At 63.4% G+C, this 18,826-nt stretch carries 14 protein-coding genes; 11 read left to right on the top strand and 3 right to left on the bottom strand.

Going from position 1 to position 18,826, the window contains the following annotated elements; genetic code table 11:
* Positions 1-26: 26 nt before the first annotated feature.
* The 3 genes from sppA (at position 27) to BC363_RS05845 (ending at position 1,847) form a co-directional block, all read left to right on the top strand.
* Positions 27-986 (top strand): signal peptide peptidase SppA, encoded by a 960-nt coding sequence (sppA, locus tag BC363_RS05835; RefSeq protein WP_065783265.1) that lies wholly within the window; start codon positions 27-29, stop codon positions 984-986.
* Positions 987-1,115: 129 nt separating this feature from the next.
* A complete protein-coding gene (locus BC363_RS05840) occupies positions 1,116-1,418 on the top strand; it encodes an integration host factor subunit beta (protein WP_025425688.1) in 303 nt (100 codons plus the stop codon).
* Positions 1,419-1,502: 84 nt separating this feature from the next.
* Positions 1,503-1,847 (top strand): DUF1049 domain-containing protein, encoded by a 345-nt coding sequence (locus BC363_RS05845; RefSeq protein WP_065783266.1) that lies wholly within the window; start codon positions 1,503-1,505, stop codon positions 1,845-1,847.
* 127 nt (positions 1,848-1,974) lie between these two features.
* On the opposite strand, the gene BC363_RS05850 is transcribed toward BC363_RS05845, so the two are convergent.
* A complete protein-coding gene (locus tag BC363_RS05850; RefSeq protein ID WP_065783267.1) occupies positions 1,975-2,433 on the bottom strand; it encodes a carbon monoxide dehydrogenase subunit G in 459 nt (152 codons plus the stop codon).
* A gap of 316 nt (positions 2,434-2,749) precedes the next feature.
* On the opposite strand from BC363_RS05850, the gene BC363_RS05855 reads away from it, so the two are divergent.
* The 5 genes from BC363_RS05855 (at position 2,750) to BC363_RS05875 (ending at position 8,584) form a co-directional block, all read left to right on the top strand.
* The gene (locus tag BC363_RS05855; RefSeq protein WP_065783268.1) at positions 2,750-3,904 is read left to right on the top strand and encodes a class I SAM-dependent rRNA methyltransferase; all 1,155 of its coding nucleotides are present in this window, start codon (positions 2,750-2,752) and stop codon (positions 3,902-3,904) included.
* Entirely contained in the window at positions 3,901-4,761 is an 861-nt protein-coding gene (locus BC363_RS05860) for an RNA methyltransferase (RefSeq protein WP_025425692.1), read from the top strand. The genes BC363_RS05855 and BC363_RS05860 overlap by 4 nt, the downstream gene beginning before the upstream one ends.
* A complete protein-coding gene (gene lspA, locus BC363_RS05865; protein ID WP_065783269.1) occupies positions 4,758-5,249 on the top strand; it encodes a signal peptidase II in 492 nt (163 codons plus the stop codon). Before BC363_RS05860 ends, lspA begins: the two co-directional genes overlap by 4 nt.
* Before the next feature lie 56 nt (positions 5,250-5,305).
* Complete coding sequence (locus tag BC363_RS05870) at positions 5,306-7,573, top strand: ATP-binding protein (protein ID WP_065783270.1); 2,268 nt, start codon at positions 5,306-5,308, stop codon at positions 7,571-7,573.
* 120 nt (positions 7,574-7,693) lie between these two features.
* Positions 7,694-8,584 carry a GNAT family N-acetyltransferase gene (locus BC363_RS05875; protein WP_065783271.1) on the top strand — a complete coding sequence of 297 codons (891 nt, stop codon included), beginning with the start codon at positions 7,694-7,696 and terminating at the stop codon, positions 8,582-8,584.
* A gap of 91 nt (positions 8,585-8,675) precedes the next feature.
* Here BC363_RS05875 and BC363_RS35050 read toward each other — a convergent pair whose 3' ends face one another.
* Both BC363_RS35050 and BC363_RS05880 read right to left on the bottom strand, forming a co-directional pair.
* Positions 8,676-8,852: a hypothetical protein gene (locus BC363_RS35050; RefSeq protein ID WP_161491392.1), complete on the bottom strand. Its 177-nt coding sequence runs from the start codon at positions 8,850-8,852 to the stop codon at positions 8,676-8,678.
* An 80-nt stretch (positions 8,853-8,932) separates the two neighbouring features.
* Positions 8,933-11,218: an NADP-dependent malic enzyme gene (locus BC363_RS05880; protein ID WP_065783272.1), complete on the bottom strand. Its 2,286-nt coding sequence runs from the start codon at positions 11,216-11,218 to the stop codon at positions 8,933-8,935.
* 103 nt (positions 11,219-11,321) lie between these two features.
* Here BC363_RS05880 and mutS point away from each other — a divergent pair, with 103 nt between their 5' ends.
* From mutS to murJ, 3 genes are all read left to right on the top strand, one after another.
* On the top strand, positions 11,322-14,066 hold the full coding sequence (mutS, locus tag BC363_RS05885) for a DNA mismatch repair protein MutS (protein WP_065783273.1): 2,745 nt from the start codon (positions 11,322-11,324) through the stop codon (positions 14,064-14,066).
* A gap of 202 nt (positions 14,067-14,268) precedes the next feature.
* A complete protein-coding gene (locus tag BC363_RS05890; RefSeq protein ID WP_083223489.1) occupies positions 14,269-17,112 on the top strand; it encodes a [protein-PII] uridylyltransferase in 2,844 nt (947 codons plus the stop codon).
* Positions 17,109-18,713: a murein biosynthesis integral membrane protein MurJ gene (gene murJ, locus BC363_RS05895; RefSeq protein ID WP_065783274.1), complete on the top strand. Its 1,605-nt coding sequence runs from the start codon at positions 17,109-17,111 to the stop codon at positions 18,711-18,713. Before BC363_RS05890 ends, murJ begins: the two co-directional genes overlap by 4 nt.
* Positions 18,714-18,826: the final 113 nt, after the last annotated feature.

Consider the following 18,826-nt stretch of genomic DNA (forward strand, 5'->3'; position numbering starts at 1 on the left):
GCGCCAACAAATTCGGGAGAACCCACATGGATGAACTTGCCATCGCCGATCGTCGCAGCCTGCGCAGGAAGCTGAGCTTCTGGCGCTGGATCGTCGCCGGCCTGCTCGCAGTCGTGGCTCTGGTCATCCTGTCCTGGTCGGGTTGGGCCGATGCCGCAGGGCGCGCCCGTGATCATGTCGCCCGCGTGAAGATCTCCGGATTGATCCAGGACGATCGCGAGCTGCTGGAGCGGCTGCAGCGGATCGAGGATAACGATGCCGTCAAGGCGCTGGTGGTCACTATCTCGTCGCCCGGCGGCACCACCTATGGCGGCGAGGTTATCTACAAGGCGATCCGCAAGGTCGCTGCCAAGAAGCCGGTCGTTTCTGATATGCGCACGCTGGCCGCCTCAGCCGGTTACATGATCGCGCTTGCCGGCGATATGATCATTGCCGGCGAAAGCTCGATCACCGGCTCGATCGGCGTCATCTTCCAGTATCCCCAGGTCAAGGAGCTGATGGACAAGCTTGGCGTTTCGCTGGAATCAATCAAGTCCAAGCCGCTGAAGGCCGAGCCGTCCCCCTTCCATCCGCCGAGCGATGACGCCAAGGCGATGATCCAGGCGATGATCGACGACAGCTACAGCTGGTTCGTCGATCTGGTGGCCGAGCGCCGCAAGCTGCCGCGCGCCGAAGCGCTCCTGCTTGCCGACGGGCGGATTTTCACCGGCCGCCAGGCGCTGGGCCTCAAGCTTGTCGACAAGCTTGGTGGCGATGACGAGATCCGCACCTTCCTCGCCGACAAGAAAGTGTCGAAGGACCTTCCTGTGGTTGATTGGGAGGCGCCGCGCCACACCCTGCCTTTCGGCCTCGGATCGGCCGTCTCCGAGTGGGTCAAGATGTTGGGATATGACGCTTTTCCGGCCATGAAAGGCCTCGAAAAAATCGCGGGTGACAAGTTGTTTCTTGACGGTCTTGTTTCGGTTTGGCAGGTTGATGCTCAATGAGGATGGCAGCATATGCCCAGCCTGATCCGTGACATGACCGCCTGCGCCCGGTGAGCGTCGGCCATATTCTTGCGGCAATCACAATGCAGACCGAAAAAGCAAAACAAACAAGAATTTAAGGGGGCGATAGTGATCAAGTCAGAACTGGTGCAGATTGTTGCAGCTCGCAATCCGCATCTCTACCACCGCGACGTCGAAAACATCGTCAACGCGGTGCTCGATGAGATCACAGACGCGCTGGCTGCCGGAAACCGTGTCGAACTGCGCGGTTTTGGCGCTTTCTCGGTCAAGAACCGACCGTCGCGCTCCGGTCGCAACCCGCGCACCGGCGATTCCGTTTTCGTCGAGGAAAAGTGGGTGCCGTTCTTCAAGACCGGCAAGGAGTTGCGCGAGCGGCTGAACCCGGGCATGAACGGGGACGATGAAGACTGATCATCCCGCCCGATCGTCATGAATCCGGATTGTCCTCATCGCCGCCATGGCCTGTGCGATGATCCGGAAAACTGGAGCGGCTGAATGCTCAAGAAACTGGTCAACATTGTTGTTCTCATTCCGGTCGGCGTCATCCTGATCGTGCTCAGCGTCGCCAATCGCCAGAGCGTCACGCTGGCCCTCAATCCGTTCCGTCCCGAAGACAGCGTCCTGTCCGTCAGCGCGCCGTTCTTTGTTTTCCTGTTTCTCGCGGTCGTCGTTGGTTTGATCCTCGGGGCCGCCGCCACCTGGTTCAGCCAGGGAAAATACCGTCGCCGCGCCCGCAATGAGGCGACCGAGGCGCTGAAATGGCACCGCGAAGCTGAAAAGCACCGCAGCCAGGCGGAGAAGCTGGCCACTCAGGCAACACTCACCGCTCCGCAGAACTAAAGCATTTCCAGGAAAAGTGTGAAGCGGTTTTCCGTCAGGAAATGCTTGGAAATAAAGAGATAGAGCGTTTCTGTGGCATTGTGTAAGCTGGAAACGCTCTAACTGAAGGCCAGAGCGGCTATGCTCTTCAGCCGGCCGCTTCCGCCGGGCCACCGACTGCGGCGCCGAAATCCGTAAAGAACTGCTGCGCCAGCTTCCTGGCGGTCGAATCGATCAGCCGCGAGCCGAGCTGCGCCAGCTTTCCACCGATCTGCGCCTTGACGTCGTAGCGCAGCACGGTCTCCGCACCGTCGTCGACCAGGGATACATCCGCACCGCCCTTGGCAAATCCGGCAATGCCGCCCTTGCCCTCTCCGGAGATCGTGTAGCTCTCGGGCGGATTGAGGTTCGACAGGATGACGTCGCCGGTAAACGAGGCCGAGACCGGGCCGATCTTGATCTTGACCACGGCCGAAAGCTCGGTCGGAGATTTCATCTCGATCGACTGACAGCCCGGGATGCATCGCTTCAAGATTTCCGGGTCGTTGAGACCACGCCAAACGGCATCGCGCGGTGCCGAGATGCGTTCTTCGCCGGTCATGTCCATGCGCATTCCTCCCCTTGACGGTGCCGCGCGTCGACCTGGACGCGCAACGGTCGATGTAACACTTTAAACTGACTGCATAATTTTATTCTGAAGTCACTTCCGACCGATGCAATTTTGCCAGTGTCGCTCCCGCACTGATCTTGGCAAATCGGAAACGGCTTTGCCAAGAGCATGAGCGGTGCTATTTGCACCAACAGAAGACGCCACGCCTCGAAATCCGGGGTGCGGCGGCATACCTCATGGTGCCGGCTCATTCATATCCGATATTCGGGGAGGGCGGGCGCCTCGTGACAAAACTAAGCCCAGGGATCTCAGCGTGAAGGAAAAGGATCGGCGGTCGAAGAATGCCTCCGTGACGACGGCTAAGGGCCGTGGAGCCGAGGCGCGCGGCGGTGGCCGCCATGAAAAGAAGCGTCCGCCTTTTGCCAAGTCAGGCGAATTCAAAGAACGCGCCGCCGGCCAGGCGACGGCGAGAGCCGCAGTGCCGCGCGAGAAGGCCCCACGCGCGCAACCCGAGAGCGAGGCTCCGGTTCGCGTCATCCCGCGGCGCTCCGGCGACAAGCCGGGCGAACGCGTCCCGCTCATTCTCGAGACTTCAGGCGTTTCCGGATATCATCTGATCGACAGCGGTGCCGGCGAAAAGCTCGAGCAGTACGGACCCTATCGCATCGTGCGCCCTGAGGCGCAGGCGCTCTGGCCGCGAAACCTGCCCGACAGCGTCTGGGAGAACGCCGACGCGATCTTCACCGGCGATACCGACGAGGACGGCATGGGACGCTGGCGCTTTCCCGGTGCCGTTCTTGGCGAGACCTGGCCGATGCAGCTTCTGGGGACGGACTTCCACGGCCGTTTCACCTCCTTCCGCCATGTCGGCGTGTTCCCCGAGCAGCTTGCCCACTGGAGCTGGGTGAAGGATCAGGTGGAGGCGTCCCGCCGCCCCCTGAAGGTCCTCAACCTCTTCGGTTACACCGGGGTCGCCTCGCTGATCGCGGCCAAGGCCGGCGCCGAGGTCACGCATGTCGACGCCTCGAAGAAGGCGATCGGCTGGGCCCGGGAAAACCAGGCGTTGGCGCGCGCGGAAAAACTGCCGATCCGCTGGATCTGCGACGACGCCATGAAGTTCATCCAGCGCGAGGAACGTCGCGGCAGCCGCTATGACATCATCCTGACCGATCCGCCGAAGTTCGGACGCGGCCCGAACGGCGAGGTCTGGCAGCTTTTCGATCACCTGGCCGCGATGCTCGACATCTGCCGCGAAATCCTGTCGCCCGAGGCACGGGGCCTGGTGCTGACGGCCTATTCGATCCGTGCCAGCTTCTATTCGATCCATGAACTGATGCGCGAGACGATGCGCGGCCGCGGTGGCCGGGTGGAATCGGGCGAACTCATCATCCGCGAAGGCGGCCTTGACGGCAGGGAGCCGGGAAGGGCGCTTTCGACATCTCTCTTCAGCCGCTGGGTGCCGCAATGAGCAATGACAGAAGCGAACACGGCGCAGGCCGGGTCGGGCAGGTGAAGGAAGTCACCAGCCTCACCAATCCGATCATCAAGGACATCAAGTTGCTGGCGCAGAAGAAGCACCGCGACGAGACACGGTCCTTCATGGCCGAAGGCTTGAAGCTGGTGATCGATGCGCTCGATCTCGGCTGGAAGATCAAGACGCTGATCTACGCCAAGGCAGCCAAGGGCAAGCCGCATGTGGAGCAGGTGGCGGCAAAGACCTTTGCCCGCGGCGGACTGGTGCTGGAAGTCAGCGAAAAGGTGCTTTCGACGATCACCCGGCGAGATAATCCGCAGATGGTCGTCGGCATCTTCGAACAGCGCTATCGGGCGCTGAAGGAGATCCGCCCGCAGCTCGGCGAGACCTATGTGGCGCTCGATCGCGTGCGCGATCCGGGCAATCTCGGCACGATCATCCGCACGGCTGACGCGGCCGGTGCCTCCGGCATCATTCTCGTCGGCGAAACCACGGATCCGTTCTCGCTCGAGACGGTGCGTGCGACCATGGGTTCGGTTTTCGCCATGCCGGTCGTGCGCGCCAGCGCCGACGATTTCGTCAAATGGCAGAAGCAGGCCGGCGTCAAGGTCGTGGCCACGCATCTGGCCGGTTCGGTCGACTACCGGACGATCGACTACAAGTCGAAGCCGGTCGTGCTTCTGATGGGTAACGAGCAGGCCGGCCTTCCCGAAGAGCTTGCCCGTGAAGCCGGAGCGCTTGCCCGCATTCCGCAGGCAGGCCGCGCCGATTCCCTCAATCTGGCGATCGCCACCGGCATCATGCTGTTTGAGGCGCGACGCCATCTGCTGGCGCTGGATGCCGGCGCATGACCGAAAAGCAGGTGTTGTTTTCCCGGCCGCTGCCGATCGCGGTGTTCATCGTCCTCGCGCTCGCCGCCGACCAACTGATCAAGTACCTGGTCGAAGCCTATCTACCGTTCAATGAAGCGGTTCCTGTCGTGCCGATGCTGGCGCTCTACCGCACCTATAATTACGGCGTTGCCTTCTCGATGCTGTCGGGCATGGAAGGCTGGTTCATCGTCGGCATGCGCCTTGTCGTCGTTGCCTTCGTTCTGTGGCTATGGCGGCGTACGCCGAAGGACAGGTTCTTCGCGCATTTCGGCTATGCCTTGATCATAGCCGGCGCGCTCGGCAACCTCGTCGACCGGCTGATCTTCGGTTACGTCATCGACTACATCCTCTTCCATACGCAGACGTGGTCCTTCGCCGTCTTCAACCTGGCCGACAGTTTCATCACCGTTGGCGCCGGCGCGATAATTCTCGACGAGCTTTTGCAGGCGAAAAAGGCCGACGCTTAAGATTTTATCGATGCGCTGAAGCCATTCGGAACGCTTGCCATGTTAGCCCGGATGGCATGAGCGAGCCGTCACGATTGCTAGAGCAGATCGAATCCGGTTTCGGTGCGGGAGCCCGAGCCAGTGGTGCGATACCTGTCGCCGGCATGGCGGATGGCACAACGGCGATGTCGAAGCCCGCGGCGTCGGCATACTCCTTGCGCCGCCTGTCGCTGGCATCTCTCGGCGTAATCGCCTCCGGCCTCGTGCTTGCGCTCGGTATTGCCGCCGGTCTCTACCTGTTTTCCGCGGCGGTTGCGGCGGCCGGCCTTGCGGGCGTGCTGCTCCTGATTGCCGATGGCATCAGGGCAATCGACGGCGACAGGCTGAGCGTGGAAGCCAGGCAGGACGGCGACTGGGATCGCCTGGAAACCTCGACCCTGCTTTCGACCATTCATGATGCGCTCGGAGACCTTGCGATCATGCGTGGCATGGATGGCAAGATTGTCCATGCCAATGCGGCCTTTCATCGGGCCTGCGGCCTCGACGATGCCAGGGGGCTCACCTGCGCCGCCATCGGCCTGAACTTTGAGCCGAAGATCGAACCCAATCACTACCTCGTGCGGATCACCGCGCCCGAGGGCCTCCGCCTCTACGATTGGCACGACGTCATCGCCCGGGATCCGGCCAGCGGACGGCTGATGCGCCACAGCATCGCGCGCGACGTGACGGAGGAGGCCCGTGCCGCGCGTGAACGCGAAGACGCGCGGCGCCGCGCCGAAGAGGCAAGCCAGGCGAAATCGCGCTTGCTCGCAACCGTCAGCCATGAGATCCGCACACCGCTTTCCGGCATTCTCGGCATGAGCCACCTGCTCGGCCAGACCCGGCTGTCGAGCGAGCAGAAGAACTATCTGGCCGGCATGCAGCAATCCGGCCATGCCCTGGTACAGCTTGTCGAGGACCTGATCGATTTCTCGTCGCTGTCGGCCGGGCGGTTCCAGTTCCGTCCTTCGCGACAGGATCCGCGCGGCGTCATCGAGAGCGTCGTCGAGATGCTCTCCAATCGCGCGCATGAAAAGGGCATCGAGATCGGGGCAACCGTGACGGCCGACGTGCCGGCGTTGATGGAGTTCGACGCAGCGCGCCTGCGCCAGGTGCTGTTCAATGTCATCGGCAATGCGGTGAAGTTCACGGAGGTCGGCGGCGTCTTCGTCAGTGCCGACCTCGTCGAGGATTGTGTGCGCATCCTCATCGACGACACCGGTCCGGGCATGTCGGGCGACGAACTGAGGCGCATCTTCGACGAGTTCGAGCAGGCCGGCAATGACGAGCAGCGCGCCAAGGGCACCGGGCTCGGACTGGCGATCTCGCGCCGGATCATGCAGGCCTGCGGCGGCAGCCTGACGGCGTCGAGCGCGCCCGGCCGCGGCAGCCGCTTCGAGATTCGCCTGCCGCTTGCCGAAGTCGAGCGGGTAACGCCGGAACGACGCCTGAGGCTCGCCCGATCGCACGTGCTGGTGATGGCGCCGGATGGGCCGGCGTCCGCAGCGCTCTCTGCCACCATCGCCACGCTCGGCGGACGCTGCCACCGGGCAACGACGCTGGCGGCCGCGCAGAATGTCATCTCGGATGTTCTCTCCGGCGGTGCGCCATTGACCGACATCATTGTCGACCATCGCCACGCCGACCAGTTCAAGCAGCTTCTCGCCCTGCAGCCGGCCGTCGCCCGCCTCGATGTCCGCCGGACCTATCTGATCAACCCGGAGGAGCGGAACACCCACCCGGTCGACCAGATGGACGGTTACGAGGCCTGGCTGATCCGCCCCTTGCGCGAGAAGTCGCTGGTCGAAGTGCTGCTCGGGCGATTGAAGGGCATCGAGAAGCGCGACGCCATCAATGACAACCGGCCGATCCTTCGCGAGGAGCCGACGATTGCTCCGGTCAAGTCGAGCCCGCGCGGCATCCTGTTGGCGGAGGACGATCCGGTGAATGCGCTGATCGTACGCACCGTCTTGGAGCGCGCGGGACAGACCGTCCGGTTGGTGACCGATTTTGGCGCCGTCGATCAGATCCTTTCCGGGGCCGGCGATCAGGCCCAGCCGATACCGGAACTGATCGTCACCGATCTCAACATGCCGGGCGGCGACGGGTTTTCGATGCTGAAACGCCTGCGTGAGAACGAGGCGAGGGGATCGGAACGACGTCTTCCGGTGGTCGTGCTGACATCGGATGCGCGCCTGGAGATCAAAGACAGGCTCGTCGCGGCCGGTGCTGACGTCGTGTTGCCGAAGCCGGCCGATCCGCAGCGGCTGATGGCGGAAATCGGCCGCCTTCTCAAGATACGGTAAGCACTCAAGTCGTAACGGTGTCAACGCCCGAGCAGGGGTTGTATGCCGTTTTCATGTCACTATGTTGTTGCAGAAACGTGGTCTAAGCCCGGCAGATATGAATGATTCGGGATGACGCGGATGACGATCGAGCTTCTGGATTCGACGAGCGTGGTAGACACTTCTCAGGCTTGCGTCGGCAAGACAATGACCGCTCCGGCGACCGACGTTCTCGGCCGAATAGCCAATCTTGAGACCCGGCTTGCACGCAGCGCATCGGAGATCGATGCGGCGCAGGCGGTGCGCTACAGGGTCTTCGTCGAGGAAATGCAGGCGCAGGTCGGCCCTGACCTTGATCGCCGCAAGCGCGATGTCGACAGCTGGGATGCGATCTGCGACCATCTGCTTGTGCTCGACACGGCGATCGAGGGTGATCCGGAGGACCAGATCGTCGGCACCTATCGCCTGCTGCGCCAGGATGTGGCCGAGCGCGCCGGCGGCTTCTACTCCGCTTCGGAATTCGATGTCGGCGCGCTTCTTTCCCGCCATCCGAGCAAGCGCTTCATGGAGCTCGGTCGCTCCTGCGTGCTGCCGGATTACCGCACGAAGCGTACGGTGGAGCTGCTTTGGCAGGGCAATTGGGCCTACGCGCTCAGATACGGCGTCGATGCCATGTTCGGCTGCGGCTCGTTCCCGGGCGTCGTGCCGGCCGAGCATGCGCTGGCGCTTTCCTTCCTTCACCACAATATCCGGGCGCGCGACGAATGGGCCGTCAGCGCCCGTGCCGAACTGCACCGGACCATGGACATGATGCCGGTCGAGGCCATCAATCCGAAAAAGGCGCTGGCTGCCTTGCCGCCGCTGATCAAGGGCTACATGCGTCTCGGGGCCATGGTCGGCGACGGCGCCGTGGTCGACCATGCATTCCGCACCACCGACGTTCTCATCGTTCTGCCGATCAGCAATATCTCCGGCCGCTACCTCAATTACTACGGTGCGGATGCCGGGCGGTTTGCCACATCGGTATCCTGACAGGCGCTCGACGCAGTTAACCAGATATTAAGGATGGGTTTGACTTTCGATCCTGAAAGAGCGGATAGTCTTGCCAAGAAGTATTTTGGTTTCATGACGAAAGAGTAGAATAAATAACGGAGAGAACCGCCAGCTTCATATGAGATTGGCGTATATTGCGCTCTATCTCCATATTGTTTTCATCGCAGTGGAAGTAATTCTTCCATTGTGTATTGAGCTCGCCCCCTTTCCCAAGGGTGTCGAGCTCTTCTTTTGTGCGCAGATCCATGCGGTTTCTGCATCGGCTCGACACACCCTGTTCGCCGATGGAGCAGGGTGTGTCCCGAAATCGGACAGCGGCTGCCGAATTTACATTCCGGCGTTGTAGGCGGCGATTGCCGCCATGTTGACGATGTCGGAATCCTTCGCCGACATCGAAACGATCTGCACCGATTTGTCGAAGCCGACGAGCAGTGGCCCGATAACGGTCGAGCCGCCGAGCTCCTGCAGCATCTTGGTCGAGATCGACGCGGAGTGGAACGCCGGCATGACGAGCACGTTGGCCGTGCCCGAAAGCCGGCAGAACGGATACTGTTCCATTACCCGCGAATTGAGCGCCACGTCGGCGGCCATCTCGCCGTCATATTCGAAGTCGACGCGGCGCTTGTCGAGAATGTTGACCGCCTCGCGGACCCGCTCGGAGCGTTCGCCCGAGGGGTGGCCGAAGGTCGAATAGGCCAGCATCGCCACCCGCGGCACGTAGCCGAGGCGCTTGGCGAGACCGGCTGCTTCCTCGGCGATATCGGCGAGTTCTTCGGAAGACGGCATGTCGTGTACGGCCGTGTCGGCCACCAGCACGGTGCGGCCGCGGCAGAGCGCGATTGACACGCCGATGACCCGGTGGCCCGGCTTCGGATCGATGCAGCGGCGCACGTCCTCGAGCGCCGTCGAATAGTTGCGGGTGATGCCCGTGACCATGCCGTCGGCATCCCCAAGCGCGACCATGCAGGCGGCGAAGTGGTTGCGGTCGTTGTTGATCAGGCGCTGGGCATCGCGGAACAGGTAGCCCTTTCGCTGCAGCCTTGCGTAGAGATAGTCGGTATAGGCGCCGACCCGCTTGGAAAGCCGGGCGTTGACGATCTGGATGCCGGGGCGGTCGAGATCGATGCCCTCGCGCTCCGCCGTGTCGCGCATCCGCTCCTCGCGGCCGAGCAGGATCGCGGTGCCGAGCTGCTGGTTGGCATAGGAGATCGCCGAGCGCATGACCTGCACTTCTTCGCCTTCGGCAAAGACGATGCGCTTCGGCTGGCGCCGCACGCGCTCATAGATCCGCTGCAGGGTCGAGGCGATCGGGTCGCGGCGGGCGGAGAGCTGGCGGCCATAGGCTTCGAGATCGGTGATCGGCTTGCGCGCGACGCCGGTTTCCATCGCCGCCTTGGCGACAGCCATCGGGATCGCCGAGATCAGCCGCGGATCGAAGGGAACCGGGATGATGTACTGCGCCCCGAAGCGCGGCCGGTTGCCCTGGTAGGCCGCCGCGACATCGTCCGGCACGTCTTCCTTGGCAAGGCTTGCGAGCGCTTCTGCCGCGGCGATCTTCATCGCATCGTTGATCGTCGAGGCGCGCACGTCGAGCGCGCCGCGGAAGATGTAGGGGAAGCCGAGCACGTTGTTGACCTGGTTCGGGTAGTCCGAACGGCCGGTCGCGACGATTGCGTCGTCACGGATGCGGGCGACCTCCTCCGGGGTGATTTCCGGGTCCGGGTTGGCCATGGCGAAGATGATCGGCCGCGGCGCCATCGAGCGGACCATGTCCTCGGACAGCGCGCCCTTGGCAGAAAGGCCAAAGACCACGTCGGCGCCGTCGAGCGCTTCGGCAAGCGTGCGCCGGTCGGTCTTGACGGCATGCGCCGATTTCCACTGGTTCATGCCTTCGGTGCGGCCCTGGAAGATCACGCCCTTGGTGTCGCACAGGATGACGTTTTCCGGGTTGAAGCCCATCGCCTTGATGAGTTCGATGCAGGCGATGGCCGCAGCCCCGGCACCGTTGCAGACGAGCTTGGTGGTCTTGAAGTCGCGGCCGGTCAGCGCCAGCGCGTTGATGAGGCCGGCAGCGGCGATGATCGCGGTGCCGTGCTGGTCGTCATGGAACACCGGAATGTCCATGACCTCGCGCAGCTTCTGCTCGATGATGAAACAGTCCGGCGCCTTGATGTCCTCGAGGTTGATGCCGCCGAAGGAGGGGCCGAGGAAGCGCACGCAGTTGATGAACTCGTCGACGTTTTCGGTGTCGACCTCAAGGTCGATCGAGTCGACGTCGGCGAAGCGCTTGAACAGCACCGCCTTGCCTTCCATGACCGGCTTCGAGGCGAGCGCCCCGAGATTGCCGAGGCCGAGGATGGCGGTGCCGTTGGAAATGACCGCGACCATGTTGCCGCGCGTCGTGTAGTCGTAAGCGGTGGCGGGGTCGTCGGCGATCGCCTTGACCGGTACGGCAACGCCGGGCGAATAGGCAAGCGACAGGTCGCGCTGCGTGGCCATGGCCTTGGTGGGGGAAATCTCCAGCTTTCCGGGACGACCCTGCGAGTGAAAATCGAGTGCTTCCTGCGCGGTGACGCTCGTCATTGTGCGATCGGTCTTGTCGGTGGCCGGCATGTTTCCTCTATCCTCCTGTGGGCGACCCTATCGGGGCGCCTCTTTATGGTTGTCGTCTATAATTGCTTGCGGATAGTGTGCCATCTCTTTTTTCGGGACAATCATGAATTTCGTCACAGACCAATCGAGCCGCTCCGGCGAGGTGTTTTCTGCAGCCGATCTGGCGACCGAGGAGAGCCGTTCCTCGGCGACGCCGATGATGGAGCAGTTCATCGAGATCAAGGCGAACAACCCGGATTCGCTGCTTTTCTACCGCATGGGCGACTTCTACGAGCTGTTCTTCCAGGACGCCGTCGAAGCCTCGCGGGCGCTCGGCATCACGCTGACGAAGCGCGGCCAGCACATGGGGCAGGAAATCCCGATGTGCGGCGTGCCGGTCCATGCGGCCGACGATTATCTGCAGAAACTGATCGGTCTCGGCTTTCGCGTCGCGGTCTGCGAGCAGGTCGAGGATCCGGCCGAAGCCAAGAAGCGCGGCAGCAAATCGGTCGTGCGCCGCGACGTCGTCCGGCTGGTGACGCCAGGGACGATCACCGAGGAGAAGCTGCTTTCGCCATCGGAGACCAACTACCTGATGGCGCTCGCCCGCATCAAGAGCGGCTCCGAACCGGCCTATGCGCTCGCCTGGATCGATATCTCGACCGGCATCTTCAGGCTTGCCGAAACGGGCGAGAGCCGGTTGCTTGCCGATATCCTGCGCATCGAGCCGCGCGAACTGATCCTCGCCGACACCGTTTTCCATGATCCGGAACTTCGCGCCGTGTTCGACGTACTCGGCCGGGTGGCGGTGCCGCAGCCGGCCGTGTTGTTCGACAGCGCCACCGCCGAGGGCCGCATCGCCCGCTATTTCGGCGTCAAGACGCTCGATGGCTTCGGCAGCTTTTCGCGCGCCGAATTGGCGGCGGCATCCGCTGCCATCTCCTATGTCGAAAAGACCCAGCTTGCCGAACGCCCGGCGCTCGGCACGCCTGAGCGCGAGAGCGCGGCCTCGACATTGTTCATCGATCCGGCGACGCGGGCCAATCTCGAACTCGTCAAGACCCTGTCGGGTGCGCGCGAAGGCACGCTTCTGAAGGCGCTCGACCGAACCGTGACGAGCGGCGGAGCGCGGCTTCTGGCCGAGCGGCTGATGTCGCCGCTGACCGATCCCGATCGCATCAACCAGCGGCTGGATTCGATCGAACTTTTGGCCGGCCAGCCGTCCTTTGTCGGCGACCTGCGCGATTCGCTGCGGCGCGCGCCCGATATGCCGCGCGCGCTGTCGCGACTGGCGCTCGGCCGCGGCGGCCCGCGCGATCTCGGCGCCATCCAGGCGGGCTTGAGGGCAGCGGCAACGATCTCGCGGCTGATGGCCTCGGGCAATCTTTCGCAGGAGCTTGTCGAGGCACGCGCGGCGATCGACGCCTTGCCTTCGGCCGTCCTCGACCATCTCGATGCGATGCTCGCCGACGAGCTGCCGCTGCTCAGGCGCGATGGTGGCTTCCTGCGCGAGGGGGCAAATGCCGACCTCGACGAGGTGCGGGGGCTGCGCGACCAGTCCCGCCGGGTGATCGCCGGGCTGCAGCTGCAATATTCCGAAGAGACCGGCATCAAGTCGCTGAAGATCAAGCACAACAATGTGCTCGGCTATTTCATCGAGGTGACGGCGGGCAATGCCGGCTCTATGACCGACACGGACGCCGGCCGCGCGCGCTTCATCCACCGCCAGACGATGGCGAATGCGATGCGCTTCACCACGACAGCGCTTGCCGAGCTTGAGAGCAAGATCGCCAACGCGGCCGATCGGGCGCTGTCGATCGAACTCGCCGCCTTTGAGGCGATGACGGCGGACGTCGTGGCGGCGGCCGAGGTCATCAAGGCGGCGGCCCTGGCGCTGGCGACCGTCGACGTTTCGGCTGGCCTCGCGACGCTTGCCGAAGAGCAGAACTATGCCCGCCCCGTCGTCGACCAGTCGCGCATGTTCGCCATCGAAGGCGGCCGCCATCCCGTCGTCGAGCAGGCGCTAAAGCGGCAGGCGGCCAACGCCTTCGTCGCCAATGGCTGTGATCTCTCGCCGCCGGCGGGCGAAGAGGGGGGGGCGATCTGGCTTCTGACCGGTCCGAACATGGGCGGTAAGTCGACCTTCCTCAGGCAGAACGCGCTGATCGCGATCATGGCGCAGATGGGCACCTTCGTACCCGCCGCAAGCGCCCATATCGGCATTGTCGATCGCCTCTTTTCCCGCGTGGGCGCCTCCGACGATCTCGCCCGCGGCCGATCGACCTTCATGGTCGAGATGGTCGAAACGGCGGCGATCCTCAATCAGGCGACCGATCGCTCGCTGGTGATCCTCGACGAGATCGGTCGCGGCACCGCCACCTTCGACGGTCTCTCCATCGCCTGGGCAGCCGTCGAGCACCTGCACGAGGCGAACCGCTGCCGCGGACTGTTCGCGACCCATTTCCACGAGCTGACCGTACTTTCGGAGAAACTCGGCCGGCTCTCGAATGCGACCATGCGCGTCAAGGAGTGGCACGGCGACGTCATCTTCCTGCACGAGGTCGGGCCGGGGGCTGCAGACCGGTCCTATGGCATTCAGGTCGCCCGTCTCGCCGGCCTGCCGGCTTCGGTGGTCGCCCGTGCCAAGGACGTGCTGGCCAAGCTCGAGGATGCCGATCGCAAGAATCCGGCAAGCCAGCTGATCGACGATTTGCCGTTGTTCCAGGTGGCGATCCGGCGCGAAGAGGCCAAACCCGCTGGGAACTCCAGGGTTGACGAGGCGCTGAAGGCGCTCAACCCGGATGATATGACGCCGCGCGAGGCGCTGGATGCACTTTACGCTTTGAAGAAGGAACTGAGTGCCCGTTGACGGGCGTTCCGTTTTTCCTGTGCATGTGCCGGCGAAAAAGGCTATACAGCGCCGCGCGCCTTCAAAGGGCGTGGCGATGAGCCGGTAGTAATTTGAAATGCTGCACGGTCCCGGTTCGGCCTTGATCGGATGGGAGCATGCAGGAGCGCTCTTCATGCAGCGGACCACGCAACCAGTCGGACAGGACGCCCCTCGGCACTTCATGGGCAGACAAGAAACTTCCTTTCCCGAAATTCTCGATGTCGCAGCGCTCCGGGCGAAATGCGATTTCATTGCTGCGGCGCATGCCGAGCAACGCGATCCGATGCGCCAGGCCCTGCTTGCCGCCTTCAAGCAGGCAAATCTTGCCGGCCGGGCCAAGGCGCGCGAACTGCTTTCGGGCGACGGCGGCGGGATTCTCTGCGCCGAACGCATTTCCTGGCTGCAGGATCAGCTGATCACCGTGCTGCATGATTTCGTGCTGAACGAAGTCTTCGACGCGGCCAATGCACCGCCGGCAAGCCGCATCGCCGTGACGGCCGTCGGCGGCTACGGCCGTGGCACGTTGGCACCGGGCTCGGACATCGACCTGCTCTTTCTGCTTCCGGTGAAGAAGGCCGTCTGGGCAGAGCCGGCGATCGAATTCATGCTCTACATTCTGTGGGATCTGGGCTTCAAGGTCGGCCACGCCACGCGCACGATCGACGAGTGCATCCGGCTCTCGCGCGCCGACATGACGATCCGCACGGCAATCCTTGAAACCCGCTACATCTGCGGTTCCGAAACGCTGGCCGCCGAACTCGAGACCCGTTTCGACCACGAGATCGTGCGCAACACCGGACCGGATTTCATTGCCGCCAAGCTGGCCGAGCGCGACGAGCGCCATCGCAAGGCCGGCGACACGCGCTATCTCGTCGAGCCCAACGTCAAGGAAGGCAAGGGCGGGCTTCGCGACCTGCACACGCTGTTCTGGATCGCCAAGTATTTCTATCGGGTCAAGGATTCGGCCGACCTTGTGAAGCTCGGCGTTCTCTCAAGGCAGGAGTACAAGCTGTTCCAGAAGGCCGAGGATTTCCTCTGGACCGTCCGCTGCCACATGCATTTCCTGACCGGCAAGGCCGAGGAACGCCTGTCCTTCGATATCCAGCGCGAGATCGCCGAAGCGCTCGGCTATCACGACCACCCCGGCCTTTCGGCGGTCGAGCGCTTCATGAAGCACTACTTCCTGGTGGCCAAGGACGTCGGCGATCTCACCCGCATCTTCTGTGCCGCGCTCGAAGATCAGCAGGCCAAGGACGCGCCGGGCCTTTCCGGCATCATCGGCCGTTTCACCCATCGCAGCCGCAAGATCGCCGGCACGCTCGATTTCGTCGATGACGGCGGGCGCATCGCGCTGGCGAGCCCCGATGTGTTCAAGCGCGATCCGGTCAACCTTCTGCGCTTCTTCCATATCGCCGACATCAACAATCTCGAGTTCCACCCGGCAGCCCTGCGCCAGGTGACGCGCTCGCTCGGCTTGATCAAGCCGCAGTTGCGCGAGAACGAGGAGGCGAACAGGCTGTTCCTGTCGATCCTGACCTCGCGCCGCAAGCCGGAACTCATCCTTCGCCGCATGAACGAAGCGGGCGTGCTCGGCCGCTTCATTCCGGATTTCGGCAAGATCGTCTCGATGATGCAGTTCAACATGTACCACCACTACACGGTGGACGAGCATCTGCTGCGGGCGGTCGATGTTCTCTCGCGCGTCGAACGCGGCATCGAGGAGGACGCCCATCCGCTGGTCGCCAAGCTGATGCCCGGCATCGAGGACCGCGAGGTGCTCTATGTCGCCGTGCTTCTGCACGACATCGCCAAGGGGCGGCCGGAGGACCATTCGGCCGCCGGTGCCAAGGTGGCGCGCCGGCTCTGCCCGCGTTTCGGCCTGACGCCGAAGCAGACCGAGCTTGTCGCCTGGTTGATCGACGAGCACCTGACAATGTCGATGGTCGCCCAGACCCGCGACCTCAACGATCGCAAGACCATCGTCGATTTCGCCGAGCGGGTGCAATCGCTCGACCGGTTGAAGATGCTGCTGATCCTCACCGTATGCGACATCCGCGCCGTCGGCCCGGGTGTGTGGAACGGCTGGAAGGGGCAACTGCTCCGTACGCTCTATTATGAAACGGAGCTCCTGCTTTCGGGCGGCTTCTCCGAGCTGTCGCGCAAGGAGCGCGCGGCGCATGCGGCGACGATGCTGTGTGACGCGCTGACCGACTGGCCGGCAAGCGAGCGCGAGGCCTATGTGCGGCTGCACTATCAGCCCTATCTACTGACGGTGGCGCTCGAGGATCAGGTCCGTCACGCCCGCTTCATCCGCGAGGCCGATGTCGCCGGCAAGGCGCTGTCGACCATGGTGCGCACGCACCAGTTCCATGCGATCACCGAAATCACCGTCTTGTCGCCCGACCATCCGCGGCTGTTGACCGTCATCGCCGGCGCCTGTGCGGCGGCCGGCGCCAACATCGTCGACGCGCAGATCTTCACCACCTCGGACGGCCGTGCGCTCGATACGATCCTGGTCAACCGCGAGTTTTCCGTCGACGGCGACGAGACGCGCCGGGCGGCCAGCATCGGCAAGCTGATCGAGGATGTGCTGTCCGGCCGCAAGCGTCTGCCCGAGGTGATCGCCAGCCGCACCAAGGTCAAGAAGCGCAACAAGGCCTTCACCGTCACGCCGGAAGTGACGATCAGCAACACGCTGTCGAACAAGTTCACGGTCATCGAGGTCGAGGGCCTCGACCGCCCCGGCCTGTTGTCGGAGATCACCGCCGTCCTGTCGGATCTTTCGCTCGACATTGCCTCGGCGCACATCACCACTTTCGGCGAGAAGGTCATCGACACCTTCTACATCACCGATCTCGTCGGCCAGAAGGTCACCAGCGAGAACCGCCAGATGAACATCGCCGCCCGCCTCAAGGCCGTCATGGCCGACGAGGCCGACGAGGTTCGAGATCGGATGCCATCGGGCATCATCGCGCCTGCCGCGGGCACGCCCTCCGCTCAAAGAACGACAAAAGCCGAAACATGAGTCTGGTCAAGAAATTTGCAACCGTCGGCGGCGCCACGCTCGGCAGCCGTCTGTTCGGCTTCATCCGCGAAACCTTCATGGCCGCAGCACTTGGCACCGGTCCGGTCGCCGATGCCTTCAACACCGCATTCCGCCTGCCCAACACCTTTCGCCGGCTCTTTGCCGAGGGCGCCTTCAATTCCGCTTTCGTGCCGCTCTTTGCCAAGGAGATCGAGGCGAACGGCATGGAAGGGGCGCGGCGCTTCTCCGAGGAAGTCTTCGGCGTTCTCTTCACCGTGCTTTTGTTCCTGACGGTGGCGATGGAACTGGCGATGCCCTTCATCGTCAGCAACCTGATCGCGCCCGGCTTTGCCAACGATCCGGCAAAGCTCGGCAATACCATCGTCTTCGCGACGATCATGTTCCCCTATCTCGCCTGCATGTCGCTCGCCGCGATGATGGCCGGCATGCTGAATTCGCTGCACCGCTACTTCGCCGCGGCGATCGCGCCGGTGTTCCTCAACATCATTCTGATCGGCATCCTCGGCTATGCCTGGTATATCGGCCAGGATCCGATCGCCGTCGGCTACGGCCTCTCCTGGGGCGTGATGGCCGCCGGTCTCGTGCAGCTGGCGATCGTCTGGCTCGCAGTGCGCGACGCCGGTATCAAGATCGGCTTCCGCCGCCCGCGGCTGACGGCCAATGTCAGGCGGCTGCTGGTGCTGGCGCTGCCGGCCGCGATCACCGGCGGCATCACCCAGATCAACCTCCTGATAAACACCAACATCGCCTCGGCGCAGGAAGGCGCGGTATCCTCGCTTGTCTATGCCGACCGCATCTACCAACTTCCGCTCGGCGTCGTCGGCATTGCGGTGGCGACGGTGCTGCTGCCGGAATTGGCGCGCGCGCTGCGCTCCGGCAACGTCAACGAGGCGTCGAACCTGCAGAACCGTTCGGTTGAGTTCACCCTGTTCCTGACATTGCCGGCGGCGGCAGCATTGCTCGTGATGTCGGAGCCGATCGTCCGGCTCCTGTTCGAGCGTGGCGAGTTCCAGGCGTCGTCGACGGTGGTCGTCGGCCATATCCTGGCAATCTACGGGCTCGGTCTTCCGGCCTTCGTGCTGATCAAGGCGTTCATCCCCGGCTTCTTTGCCCGCGAGGATACCCGCACGCCGATGATCTTTGCCGGTATTTCGGTTGCCGTGAACGTGTCACTGGCCCTGACGCTGTTTCCGCGGCTGGGCGCAAGCGGCATCGCAACCGCGGAAATCGTTGCCGGCTGGGTGAATGCCGTCCTCCTGTTCGGCATGCTCGTCTGGCGCGGCCATTGGGGCCGTGACGTCCCGCTGCTGACCCGTATTCCCCGACTCGTCATCGCCGCGGCCGGCATGGCCGCCGCACTGCATTTCGCCCTTCAATGGCTGACTTACGAACTGTCGTCGGCAGCACCGCTGATCGTGCGCGCAACCACGCTTTGCGGTCTGGTGGCCGTTGCCATGGTAATCTATTTCGCGATCGCCTTCGGTATCGGCGGCGCCAACCTCGGCATGATCCGCCGCAATCTGAAGCGCAAGGCAAAGGCCAAAGCTGAACCGTCGACGATACCGGACGCGGACGCCTGATCGAAGCCGCTACGCCGATTTCAATCGGCGTTGCGAACCGCCGTCGCGCTACTTGATTGCGCCCCGCCCGCCGTGCATAAGCCATGCCGTTAGCAACATGGGCGATCAGCCCG

It is taken from the genome of Ensifer sp. LC384 (genome assembly GCF_001695865.1).
Taxonomy (GTDB): Bacteria; Pseudomonadota; Alphaproteobacteria; order Rhizobiales; family Rhizobiaceae; genus Ensifer.